The organism is Amycolatopsis sp. NPDC059235, from assembly GCF_042754125.1.
GTDB lineage: Bacteria > Actinomycetota > Actinomycetes > Mycobacteriales > Pseudonocardiaceae > Amycolatopsis > Amycolatopsis albidoflava.
In genome coordinates this window covers 43665-55627 of the sequence record NZ_JBHZAG010000021.1, presented here as the reverse complement: position 1 = coordinate 55627, position 11963 = coordinate 43665, and the positions used below count along the sequence as shown (strand labels likewise).

The 11963-nt window shown below is 70.3% G+C and carries 9 protein-coding genes and 1 other RNA gene; 8 read left to right on the top strand and 2 right to left on the bottom strand.

Annotated elements, in window-relative coordinates:
- Positions 1-197: 197 nt before the first annotated feature.
- On the bottom strand, positions 198-1376 hold the full coding sequence (locus tag ACFXI3_RS16375; protein WP_378400205.1) for an SLC13 family permease: 1179 nt from the start codon (positions 1374-1376) through the stop codon (positions 198-200).
- A gap of 77 nt (positions 1377-1453) precedes the next feature.
- Entirely contained in the window at positions 1454-2584 is a 1131-nt protein-coding gene (gene sfnG / locus ACFXI3_RS16370; RefSeq protein ID WP_378400174.1) for a dimethylsulfone monooxygenase SfnG, read from the bottom strand.
- A 109-nt stretch (positions 2585-2693) separates the two neighbouring features.
- Between sfnG and rnpB the strand changes: the two genes are divergently transcribed.
- The 8 genes from rnpB (at position 2694) to ACFXI3_RS16330 (ending at position 11895) form a co-directional block, all read left to right on the top strand.
- Positions 2694-3087: RNase P RNA component class A (gene rnpB / locus ACFXI3_RS16365), an RNA gene on the top strand.
- 22 nt (positions 3088-3109) lie between these two features.
- Positions 3110-3967, top strand: coding sequence for a hypothetical protein (locus ACFXI3_RS16360; RefSeq protein WP_378400173.1), 858 nt, complete (start codon positions 3110-3112; stop codon positions 3965-3967).
- A gap of 470 nt (positions 3968-4437) precedes the next feature.
- Positions 4438-4704 (top strand): hypothetical protein, encoded by a 267-nt coding sequence (locus ACFXI3_RS16355; RefSeq protein ID WP_344288458.1) that lies wholly within the window; start codon positions 4438-4440, stop codon positions 4702-4704.
- Positions 4705-4716: 12 nt separating this feature from the next.
- A complete protein-coding gene (locus tag ACFXI3_RS16350) occupies positions 4717-5205 on the top strand; it encodes a hypothetical protein (protein ID WP_344288456.1) in 489 nt (162 codons plus the stop codon).
- A 3-nt stretch (positions 5206-5208) separates the two neighbouring features.
- Positions 5209-8166 carry an ATP-binding protein gene (locus ACFXI3_RS16345; protein ID WP_344288454.1) on the top strand — a complete coding sequence of 986 codons (2958 nt, stop codon included), beginning with the start codon at positions 5209-5211 and terminating at the stop codon, positions 8164-8166.
- Between the two features lie 46 nt (positions 8167-8212).
- Complete coding sequence (locus ACFXI3_RS16340) at positions 8213-10291, top strand: magnesium transporter (protein WP_344288452.1); 2079 nt, start codon at positions 8213-8215, stop codon at positions 10289-10291.
- A 3-nt stretch (positions 10292-10294) separates the two neighbouring features.
- Complete coding sequence (locus tag ACFXI3_RS16335) at positions 10295-10894, top strand: hypothetical protein (RefSeq protein WP_344288450.1); 600 nt, start codon at positions 10295-10297, stop codon at positions 10892-10894.
- A gap of 2 nt (positions 10895-10896) precedes the next feature.
- The gene (locus ACFXI3_RS16330) at positions 10897-11895 is read left to right on the top strand and encodes a C40 family peptidase (protein ID WP_344288885.1); all 999 of its coding nucleotides are present in this window, start codon (positions 10897-10899) and stop codon (positions 11893-11895) included.
- The last annotated feature ends 68 nt before the right edge of the window (positions 11896-11963 follow it).

The window sequence follows — 11963 nt, the reverse complement described above, 5'->3', positions numbered from 1 at the left end:
GCTGCCAACGACAGCGGTGTGGTGAGTGCCCCGAGTCTCAGGAACTCGCCCACCGGCGGATGTTGTCCGTGTCGGACGACAACCCGTCGCCACAGGAGCGTCGGGAGCGAGCCGCGGGTCATGATGAGTGTGGAGGCGCAGCGGTCCAACGCCGGTGGTCCGACGTTGTCGCGCGGCAGCACGGTCGCGCCGCGGGGCTAAAGCGCCAGCCACAAAGCACACGTCGCCGCTGCCAACGACAGCGGTGTGGTGAGTGCCCCGAGTCTCAGGAACTCGCCCACCGGCGGATGTTGTCCGTGTCGGACGACAACCCGTCGCCACAGCAGCGTCGCCAGCGAGCCCAGGTAAGTCGCGTTCGGGCCGATGTTCACGCCGAGCAGCACGGCGAGCAGCACGCCCTGGTTCGGGTGCGGGCCGAGGACGGACAGCAGGATCAGCGTCGCGGGCAGGTTGTTGACGACGTTCGCCAGCACCGCCGCGATGGCTGCGGCGAGGAGCAGTTCGGGCAGCCCGGCCGTGGTCGGCAGAATTGAGCGCAGCAGCCCGCCGAGGACGTGTTCGTCGACCGCTTCCACCACCACCGCGAGGGCGAGCACGAAGAGGATCAGCAGCGGGGACGCTTCGGTGATCACCTGCCACGGCCGGATCTTCCGCTCTGCCAAGGCTTTCACGGCCAGGACGAGCGCGGTCAGCGCAGCGATCCAGACCGGTTCGACGTGCACCAGCTGTCCGGTCGCGAATCCGGCCAGCATCACCGCCAGCACGACGAGGGTGAAGACCGGCGCTTCGCGGTGTTCCGGCTGACGGGTGCTGGCCGGTTCGCGGAGGTCCTTGCGGAAGAACCAGGCGAACGCGGCGAGTTCGACGGCGAGGGTGACCAGCCAGGGCAACGCCATCAGCGCGGTGAAGCCGGCGAAGGTGAGGCCGGACGCGGTGAAGGCGAGCAGGTTCGTCAGGTTGGAGACGGGGAACAGCGTGGACGCCGAGTTGGCCAGGTGCGCGCACGCGTAGACGTGCGGGCGCGCGGTGAGCTTCAGTTCTGCCGCCGTGGCGAGGACGACCGGGGTCAGCAGGACGACGGTGGCGTCGAGGCTCAGCACCGCGGTGACGATCGCCGCCGCGGCGAAGGTGAGCAGCAGCAGCCGCGGCTGGCGTCCTCGGCAGATTTCGGCGAGTTCGGCGCCTAGCCAGGTGAAGACGCCTTCGCCGGCGGCGAGGTGGCTGACCAGCAGGATCGCTGCGAGAAAGCCCATCGTCGGCAGCATCTGGACGACCCGCTCGCCTGCTTCGTGCGGGGAAGTCAGGCCGAGCGCGAGGACGACACCGGCGGCGGGGACCGCGAAGACTGCCTCCGGGAGGCCGCGCGGACGCGCCATGGCGAACCAGAGCGTTCCGGCCAGGAGAAGCAGGGACAGGGCACCGTTCACCCCCGAACGCTAGCCGCCGCGAGATCTCAGATCCCCGCCGGTTCCGGGACTCCCGCGCCGCGTTCCAGCGCCCGCTCCTTCTCCCGGATCACCGGCAGCACCGCCCGGCCGAAGTGTTCGACGTCCTCCAGATAGTGCAAAAACCCGAGCAGCAACAGGTTCGCGCCGCGCTTTTTGTACTCGATCGCCCGGTCCGCGATTTGTTCCGGAGTGCCGATCAACCCGGTCCGGAATCCGTCGTTGTACTGCACCAGGTCCGCGAACTCCGAATCCGCCCACATGCCCTTGGTGTCCGAAGTGGACTTCCCGGCCTGCGCGACCGCCGAGCGGAATCCTTCGACGGCGGGCACGTTCGCCTTCGCCACGATCTCCCGCAGCACCTCGCGCGCCTCGGCTTCGGTCTCGCGGGCGATCACGAAGCCGTTCAGCCCGAATCGCACCGCGTGGTCGTTCTCGGCGGCGTACCCGCGCACCTCGTCGACCTGCTCGCTGAACCCGTCGAAATCCTTGCCGTTGCTGAAATACCAGTCCGAAACGCGACCGGCCAGCTTGCGCGCCGCGGTGGAGTTGCCGCCCTGGAAGACCTCCGGATGCGGCCGCCCGGGACCGGCGACCGGTTTGGGTTTGATGTCGAAATCGTGGATGCGGTAGAAATCGCCGCCGAACTCGGCGTGGTCGTCGGTCCACAATTCCTTGAGCACGCGGATGAACTCCTCCGAGCGCCGGTAGCGCTCGTCGTGTTCGAGCCACGGCTGCCCGAGACCGGTGAACTCGTCTTTGAACCAGCCGCTGACCACGTTCACCGCGGCCCGGCCGCCCGAGATGACGTCCGCGCTCGCGATGAACTTCGCGAGCACGCCGGGCTGCCACAGTCCGGGATGGACGGCCGCGATGACCTTCAGCCGCTGCGTCGCGAGCAGCAGCGCCAGGCTGAACCCGGTGGATTCGTGCTGGTAGGCGGCCCCGTAGCTGGCGGTGTAGCGGACCTGGGTGAGCGCGTACTCGAAGCCGTTGTTCTCGGCGAGCACGGCCAGGTCGCGGTTGTACTCGTAGCCCCAATCGGTGCGCTGTTCGATGTCGCTGGTGACCAGGCCGCCGCTCACATTCGGGACCCAGTAAGCGAATTTCAGAGGTTCGTAGGGTTCAAGTGCGGACATGGCGGGAGTGAAACAGCGGCCGGGCGCGAGGGCAAAGGGCGTCCACGCGGTGGAATGTGCCAACCCGTGCCGGTGCTCCGGCCGTTCCCGGGTACGCTGCTTCGGCGGACGAGCTGGCAGGACGGTCGCGGCCCGGGTTCTCCCGGTCCGAGGAAAGTCCGGACTCCGCAGGGCAGGGTGGTTGCTAACGGCAACCCGGGGCGACCCGCGGGACAGTGCCACAGAAAACAGACCGCCCCCGTCTCGCGACGGGGGTAAGGGTGAAACGGTGGTGTAAGAGACCACCAGCATCCCGGGTGACCGGGATGGCTCGGTAAACCCCACCCGGAGCAAGGCCAAGAGGGAGCAACGCTCCTGCGCAGGCGATCGAGGGCGGCCCGCCCGATGCCTGCGGGTAGGCCGCTGGAGCCTGCCGGCGACGGCAGGCCGAGATGGATGACCGTCGCCCGGTCCGCCGCGAGGCGGCCCGGGAACAGGATCCGGCTTACATGCCAGCTCGTCCGCCCGATCGCTACGATCGGGCGCATGGGTCAAGCCGTCGCCGCCGCTGTCGCCTTCCGGACCACCTTCGACGCTCTGCACGCTCCCGTCTACTTCGCGCCAGAGACCCAGCAGCGGCTCGCCGCCGTCGGGCTCAAACCGGGGTCGATGACCTACTTCGCCAGCCGCTCCGCGGCGATGGGCGCGGTGGGACCGGGCACGGTCGCCGCGACCTTCTACAGCTTCAGCCCCAGCCTGATCGCGCACTTCGTCCCGCGTGTCTGGACGCTCGCCACCCCGGAGACCGTCCTGGAAGCCCGGCTCGCTGCCGTCGACGAGGTCTACCGCAGGCTGTTCGGCGACGAGACGCTCGCGTCCGCGGAAGTCGCCGAGGCGGCGGCGCTCGCGCGCGAAGCCACCGAGGGCTGTCGTCCGGAGGGGCGTCCGCTCTACGCCGCCCACGCGGACCTGGCGTGGCCCGAGGAGCCGCACCTCGCGCTCTGGCACGCGACCACGCTGCTGCGCGAGCACCGCGGAGACGGGCACGTCGCGGCGTTGACCACGAATGGCCTGCCCGGTCTGGAGGCACTGGTCACGCACAGCGCGACGGCGAACGGAACACCGCCGGACACCGCCAAACGCACCCGCGGCTGGAGCGACGACGAGTGGGACGCGGCCGCGTCCAGGCTGGCCGCCGACGGAATCCTCGGCGCGGACGGCGCGCTCACCGAACGCGGGCTGGCGTTCCGCGAACGCGTCGAGACGGCGACGAACGCGGCTGCGGAGGGTCCGTGGCGGCATCTCGGCGAGGAGAAGACGGCTCGGCTGGAGGCCCTGTGCGCTCCGCTCAGCCGCCGGGTGATCGAAGCGGGCGCGATCCCGAGCAGCGCGTTCCGGGTCTGATCCGCGAGGCGGTCTGGAACTGCCCGGGATCACGTTTTGTAGTGAACAAATGCGCACATCGGACGTGATGGTGACCGTTATCGCATCAGAGAGTGATCAATTCCGGATTGTTTTCCACACCGGTTGTCACTCACCGGACTCGCGGCGGAACGCCGATCGGGGCATGCCACACTGGTGCCTGCCCGACACGCCGGTCCGGGGCGCACTGAGAGTGAGCGCCGCACGATTTGCGGAGCCGCACCGCCGGAACACTGCGCAATCCGGGTGGCTTGGGTTATTCCGGAGCACCCTTGCCACGATGATGGAGGGCGAGGAATCCTGACCACCGGACCGCAGCACCCGCCCGCTAACCACAAGTCGACATCTACGCAGCGCGCTTTGACCATTACCCCTTGTAACGCCATGATGGTGTTCGTAGCTTCGCCGAAGCCAGAACAGCGCGGCGCCAACCGTGCACCGGGAGTATCGCGATGACCAGCATGACCGCCCTCGAGACGTTCGTGGCCGAAGGGCTCGGCACCAGCAACGTCCGCACCTGGCTGCTCGACAACGTCATCCCGCTCGTGCTGCTCGCGGTGGCGCTGCTGCTGCTGTGGCTCGGCGGCGGCAAGGGCGACAACGCGGGGGTCATGCGACGGCTCGCCGGCGTGGTCATCGCGCTCGCGATCATCGGACTCGCGGTCAGCGGCGCAGGCGTCAACGTGGGCCAGTGGATCGCCGGCCTCTTCACCGGCTGAGGCGGAGCAGGCGTGCGGATCAGGACCGATGACGAGGTGTACCGGGTCGATGCCGTCTGGCTCGGCCCGCCGAAAGCGACTTTTCCCTGGCGAGCCCGTTACGTGGCCTGGCTCGTCGGCATTCCGGTCTTCCTGGTCGTGCTTACCGTGGAGCGGTGGGTCGGCTGGAGTTTCGGGTTCTTTTCCACGGCGTGGGCGTTCGTGGCCACGATCGTGATCACCAGGCTGATCACCGCCAAGATCAGTCACGAGCGCCCGCTGGGCGCGGTGATCGCGATGATGGGCCAGGAATTGCGCGCGCCGCGCGAACGGTCCTCGGGCACGGGCGGCGCGGTGAGCGCGAGCCGGGTCCGGGTGCGGGCGGAGCGCCCGCTGCCGAAGCACAAGAGAAGGCGGCAGTACCAGCACCGCGACCTTCGTCGCGGTGCTGGCGCGAGTGCCGGGAAACAGGGAGCACCACGAGCGCGCCGGAGCCGCCCCGCGGCTCGGGCCGGGAGGTAGTCGTTGTTCGGTCGCGGCGGAAGCCGAGGGAAACGGGAGCAAGACGTCCCCGCCGGCGCGTGGAACGCGCCACCGCAGGGCCGTCCGCCGTCCGGCGGCAAAAACTCCGGCGGCAAGGGTCGCCGGCTGCCCGGTGAGCAGGCGATACCGGCGTACACGCCGTCGATCGCCGCGCGCAGCATCGACGGGCACCTGCTGCGGACCGGGTACGAGGTGTACGCCTGGTACCGGCTCGCGCCGCAGCGCTGGTCGTTCCGTTCCGATTCGCAGCGCCGCGACCTGATCGCGGCCATCGCGGGCCAGTACGCCGAACTGCAGGGCCGCTGGCTGCACCTGCGCGTCACGAACCGGCCGTACCCGATCCGGATGTGGGCCGAGGCGCACGTGTACAACGCGGTCGGCAGGCCGAACGACGTGCCCGGCGCGCTGTCGTTCGACGACTACCTGATCGGCGAGCAGCAGCAGCTGATGGGCCGCTCGATGGCGGAGAAAGAGGTCTACCTCGGCGTCCAGGTGCAGACCCGGCGGATGGTGGACCGCGCGGTCGAACGCGCCGCGCCGGTGCTGCGCCGGATCCTGCCCGAGGCGGTCGACGCCGAACTGGCCGCGCTCGACTCCGAGATCGAGCACCTCGACCAGGTCATCGGCAGCGCCGGGCTGGAAGGCCGTCCGGTGCACGCCGAGGAGATGTCCTGGCTGATGCACCGCTCGTGCTCGCTGGGCCTTCCCGCGCCGCGGAACATGCCCGCGGTGCCGGGCGCGGCCTGGGAGCCCGAGGACCTCGCCAGTTTCACCGACGCGGCTGATTTCCACGCCGACCCGTACGCGCCCACGGTCACCGTGCGCGGTCGCACCGGGTCCAACGCCGGCGTGTCGCGGCACCTCGCGGTGCTTACCGTCGGCCAGATGCACGGGCTGCAGATCCCCGAGGTCGACGATCCGTGGATCCAGCACGCGGACCGGCTGCCGGCGTCGGTCGAGGTGTCCGCGCGGATCTACGTGCGGCGTCCGGAAGAGGTGTCCGGCGAGCTGCAGCGGCAGATGAACAAGGTCCGCTCGCAGGTCAAGCACTACACCGACGAGCACGAGCTGGAACCGCCGCAGTCGCTGGCCCGCCAAGCGGGCCGGGTGCTGGAAATCGACGACGAGATGACGTCGGGCTTCACCGCGCTGGCCACCCGCGTGCGGTCGTGGTGGCGCCTCGCGGTGTCCGGCCCGACCGAACGCGACGCGCTGCGGCTGGCCCAGCAATTGCTGGACCTGTACAAGCCGAAGATCGCCATCGAGCACCCGGAAGCGCAGTACGCGATGGCCCGGGAATTCATCCCGGGCGAGCCGCTGGCCTCGGGCGCGTACATGCGCCGCGGTTCGGTGGTGTGGACGGCGTCCGCGGTGCCCACGGCGACCGCGGAAGTCGGCGACCGGCGCGGCATCCTGCTCGGCGAAACGGTCACCGCGACGCGGCGTCCGGTGGCCTGGGACCCGTGGATGGCGCAGGAAATCCGCGACGGATCGGGCCTCACCGCGATGGTCGCCGGACTCGGTGGCGGCAAGTCGTTCCTCGGCGGCGGCATCGTCTACAAGACGCTGCGGGCCGGGGCGCACTGGACGATCCTCGACCCGTCCGGCCCGCTGTCGCGGCTGTGCGACCTGCCGGAGATCCGGCCGTACGCGCGGCCGATCAACCTGCTCAACGCCCAGCCGGGCATCCTCAACCCGTACCGCGTGGTCGCCGATCCGCTGATCGAGCACTTCATGGACGAGGAGGACCCGGAACGCTCGTGGCGGCGCGAAAAGGCGCTGGCCGGAGCGACCCGGCGGCGGCTGGTGCTCGACGTGCTCACCGGCGTGCTGCCGTACGAGGTGTCGCGGATGGCGCAGACCCGGATCGTGCTGCTGCGCGCGGTGCGTGCGGTGGGCGGCCGGTTCGACGCGGACCCCGGCCAGGTCATCGACGCGCTGCGGCGGGATTCGAGCGAGCACCACGAGCACGCGGTCGTCGTGGCGGACTTCCTGGACGAGATGCGCGAGCGCATGGCGCTGCTGATCCCGGAGACCGACGCGGACCCGTACGCCGAGACCCGCGACGACCGGATGACCGTGCTGACCATGGCGGGCCTGACCCTGCCGAAGGACGGCGTGCCGCGCGAGTACTGGACCGACGCCGAATCGCTCGGCGTGGAAATGCTGAACCTCGCGGCGTGGCTGACCCAGCGGTCGGTGTACGAGAAGCCGAAGGAACTGCGCAAGGGCGTCTGGATCGACGAGGCGTTCTTCCTGTCCGAGGTGCCGACCGGGCGCGTGCTGATGAACCGGTTCGCCCGTGACTCGCGGAAGTGGAACGTCCGGGTGCTGCTGTCGTCGCAGATCCCGGCGGACTTCCTGAAGATCCAGGGTTTCGTGGCGCTGCTGGACTCGGTGTTCGTCGGCCGGCTGGACGACGACGACGCCCAGGCCGACGCGCTGCGGCTGCTGAAGGTGCCGGTCGGCGTGGGCTACGAGCAGGTCGTCGCCGCACTCGGCCGCCGGCCGGGAGCCCAGCGCGGGCTGGAGCGCGACATGGAGCCCCGGCAGTTCATCTTCGGCGACGGCGCCGGCGGCGTGGAGCGCATCCGCGTCGACTTTTCCGGCCCGCATCTCGACCCGCTGCGCGCGGTCATGGACACCACCCCGGGTTCGCCCGACGCGCGCACGAAACCCGGCAGCGAACTCGTGGTACCCCACGAGGACGAGGCCAAGCCGTATGTCCCCGCCCCACCGGAGGACGACGAGCTGGAACACGACTTCGAACTCCAAGCGGAACTCGAGGTCGGTCTTGCCGACGAGCAGCTGCTGGGCTCGCCGGACCCGCTCGCGTCCGAGACCGGCGAGGTGGAGGGTGCAGTGCGCAACGGACGGCAGGAGGACCGGCACGCCCGCGCCGGCGGCAAAGGCGGCGGCACCGGCAGGGATGCCGCGTGAACCCCGGTGATCCGGGCCGGCCGGCGCCGGCCGTGAGGAGGCCTGCGTGAACACCGTCTTCACGCTGGCGTTCGTCCTCGCTTTCGCCGCCGGCTGGCACGCGCTGCGCAAACGCGTCAAGGAAGGGCCGAAGGCCGGTGGCCGTCGGCCGAGCCGGCGCGCGTCGCTGCTGGCCGTGGTGGCGGTGATCGGGCTGCAGACGGTGCTGTTCGCGCCTGCCGCCAATGCGGCGGCCTGCGGGGAATCGCCGAACCCGGAGCGGCCGGGCGCGGGCATGGTCGGCGCGCTCGACCCCGCCGAGGGCCACGGCGAGGCGGGCAGCCCGTACATCGATTACAGCTACGCCGGATTCGTCTGGAACACCTACCAGACGAACTGCACGGCGTTGTCCGCCATCGCTTCGCCCAGCTCGACGATCGACACGTGGGCGGGCAACCAGCTCTTCAACGTCGGCAAGAACATCGTCGGCGCCACCAACTCGCTGCACTACACGGTGCTCGAGGGCGGTCTGCTCAACCCGATCTACAACGCGGTGAAGGCAGGCGCGGAGAAGGTCTACAACAACATCTACGCGCAGCTGTTCGGGCTGGTCGCGCTGATTCTGTCGATCATGTTGTTCCGCAACATCTGGCGCGGCGATCTGGCCGGGGTCAGCAAACGCGCGCTCTACGCGATGGCCGGCGTGTGGCTCGCGGCCTCGTCGCTGGCGATGCTGAGATATTTCGATCCGATCGACAAAGCGATCGTGCAGACCACCACGAACATCCAGGCCGGGTTCGTGGACGAGTCCGAGAACCGGGTCGTGCGGCACATCCTGCCGACCGACCTGCACACCGAAGTGGTCTACAAGAACTGGATGCGCGGGGAGTTCGGGTCGCCGGACGCGCCGCAAGCGACCCAGTACGGCCGCCCGCTGCTCGACGCCCAGGCCTTCACCTGGGACCAGTTGCGCAACGGCGACGACGCCAAGCAGAACGTCGTCGACGCCAAAAAGGCGGCCTTCAAAGACATCTCCACCAAACTCGGCCCCGCCACCGGCTACTTCACCGGAGAGGCGGGCGGGCGCACCGGAGCCGGGTTCCTCGCGCTGGGCCAGAGCCTCGTCTACTCGCTCTTCCAGTTGCTGGCCAAGGCGTCCGTGCTGCTCGCGCAGGTGCTGATCCGCCTGTTCGCGCTCACCGCGCCGCTGATCGGCCTGATCGCGCTGCTGAACCCGGAGATCCTGCGCCGCGTGCTCAAGGTCGCCGGCGGCATCGCGTTCAACCTGGTCGTGCTGTCGGTGCTGGCCGGCGTGCACGCGCTGCTGCTGCAGGCGATCTTCGCCGCGGGCGACGGGCTCAACCTGCTCACCAAGATGGTCCTCGCCGGGCTCATCACGGTGCTGCTGTTCCTGGTCGGACGGCCGGTGCGGCGGCTGTGGCAGATGGTCGAGATGTCGGTCAGCATGGTCGGCGCGGCGGTGCCGTCTCCGGGCGGCGGGCTGTTCTCCCGCTTCCGGCGGAAGAACGGGCCGACGCCGCAGGACGAGTTCTGGCAGAACGTCCGCGACACCGACGACGTCGTCGACGGCGACCAGCGCGGCCCGATCGGCGCGACGGTCGGCGGTGGCCGGTACCGGCCCGAGGCGGCGGTGTTCGCCAGCTCGCAGCGGCTCGACAACGGCTCTCGCGCGGCTAGGCCCGCCGCGGCCTGGTCCGGTGCTCCGTGGCCGGGCGCGGTCGGCCCCGCGCAGTCCGCCGCGGGCGCGCTGCCCGCGGGCGGCGGTGGGGGTGCGCCGGTGTTCGGCCAGTACCACCCGGTGGCCGGTGCGCCTGGCGACTACGTCATGGCGGGCGCGCGGTGGCCGGTCAAGGAAAGCCGCCAGGTCGACACGTCCCCGATCGCGGACCGGCGGTGGAGCGACGAGCCGGAACCGGTGGTCGTGCCGTCCCGGATGAGCGCGCCGGACCGCGGGTACTCCGCCCCGGCCCCGGACCAGCCAGGGTTCACCGTGCCGACGCAAGGCATCCGGGCCCAGCCGCGCCGGGTGGATCCCGAGGTCGTGGCCGGGAAACCGGTGTTCGTGCTGTACCGCCCGTCGCGCGGCATCGAGGTCCGCGACACCGACCAGGTCATGGGGCGGTGACCGATGCCGATCCGCACCAACCGCGGCCGCACCGCGGTGTACCGCCGCCTGTGGGGCTTCCCGCTCCGCTCGCCCCGGCATCTCGTGGGCACGCTGGTGTTCCTCGCGCTGGTGATCACCGCGCTGGGCATCGGCCTGCCGAAGGTGCTGGGCAAGCCGGCGTCCGCGCAGCCGGGAGCGGCTCCGCCGAACTCGTCGGCCGGGCCGCGCACCGGCGTCGCGGCCCCGGTGCCGAGCACTGAAACCCTGCCGACCCGGCTGTCGCAGCCGCTGGTCACCCCGACGTCGGCGCCGCCGAGCCCGGAGGCGGTGAACGTCGCGAGGCAGTGGGCGAACGCCTGGGTCCGCCATCCGGCGGGCATCTCGAACGCCGACTGGCTCAACGGGATGCGCGGGCTCACCACCGACGAGTACCTCCCCGTCATGTCCACAGTGGACCCCGCGAACATCCCCGCCACCAAGGTCACCGGCGATCCGACGGTCACGCAGTCCTACTCCAGTTCGGTCAAGGTCGTGGTCCCCACCGACGGTCCGAAACTCAGCATCACCGTGGTCCAAACCAGCGCGGGATGGCGAGTGTCGGATTACGACCAGGCGAGCTGACCGTGAAGCTGGCCATTCTCGTCTCGGTGCTGATCGCCGCCGTTTTCGCGACGGTGCTCACCACCAACGTCGTGACGAAGGTCGTGAACGACCAGCAGCAGGCGGCGGCCGGCGGGATCGCGCTGACCTCGTGCGACGCCGCGATCGGCCCGACCCAGCCCGGCCAGCCGGAGCAGGGCGGGTCGGACGCCGCCGAACTCGACCAGGAGTCGCGCGGCACGGTTTCGCTCATCATCGCGATCGGCAAGCAGCGCAGCCTCGCGCCGCGCGCGTGGCAGGTCGCGATCCAGGCCGGGATGACCGAATCGCGGCTGCACAACGTGAACTTCGGCGACCGCGACTCGCTCGGCATCTTCCAGATGCGCCCGTCGATGAACTGGGGCAGCGCGGCCCAGGTCACCGACCCGAACTACGCGATCAACAAATTCTTCGACGTCCTGCTCGGCGTCCCGGACTGGGAAAACCTGCGCCCCGGCGACGCCGCGCAGCGCGTCGAGCGGTCCGGCTTCCCGGACCGCTATCACCGCTGGGAGGCCATGGCGGCCTCGCTGGTGCAGAACCTGGGCCAGATCACGGACGTGGTCGGCTGCGGGCAGGGCATGGGTGCCGCGCTGCCGCCGAGCCAGGCCGCGGCGCAGGCGATCAAGTTCGCTCTCGGCGAGCAGGGCAAGCCCTACATCTGGGGCGCGACCGGCCCGGATTCCTACGACTGTTCCGGCCTGATGCTGCGCGCCTACGAGTCGGCGGGCGTGATCCTGCCGCGCGTGTCGAAGGACCAGTACAAGGCGGGCGCGATGCTGCCGGTGCGCGAAGCCCAGCCCGGCGACCTGATTTTCCTCGCCACCGACCCGGCCGACCCGACGACCATCCACCACGTCGCGATGTACCTGGGAGACGGCAAGATCGTCGAGGCCCAGCAGACCGGCGTCCCGGTGCACATCCGCCCGTTCTCGTTCGACGAGCGTCAAGTGGTGCCGCAGGCGGTGCGCCCCGGCGTCTAGCATGGGTGCGGGAGGCACCGGCTCTTGACCCGCGGGTGCCCAGTACCGCGGGTCCGGATTCACCCCGA

What these genes read in the sequence shown, in the direction of transcription:
- ACFXI3_RS16375 (WP_378400205.1), bottom strand. Translation starts at nt 1,376, where the DNA reads ATGGCGCGTCCGCGCGGCCTCCCGGAGGCAGTCTTCGCGGTCCCCGCC.
- sfnG (WP_378400174.1), bottom strand. Translation starts at nt 2,584, where the DNA reads ATGTCCGCACTTGAACCCTACGAACCTCTGAAATTCGCTTACTGGGTC.
- ACFXI3_RS16360 (WP_378400173.1), top strand. Translation starts at nt 3,110, where the DNA reads ATGGGTCAAGCCGTCGCCGCCGCTGTCGCCTTCCGGACCACCTTCGAC.
- ACFXI3_RS16355 (WP_344288458.1), top strand. Translation starts at nt 4,438, where the DNA reads ATGACCAGCATGACCGCCCTCGAGACGTTCGTGGCCGAAGGGCTCGGC.
- ACFXI3_RS16335 (WP_344288450.1), top strand. Translation starts at nt 10,295, where the DNA reads ATGCCGATCCGCACCAACCGCGGCCGCACCGCGGTGTACCGCCGCCTG.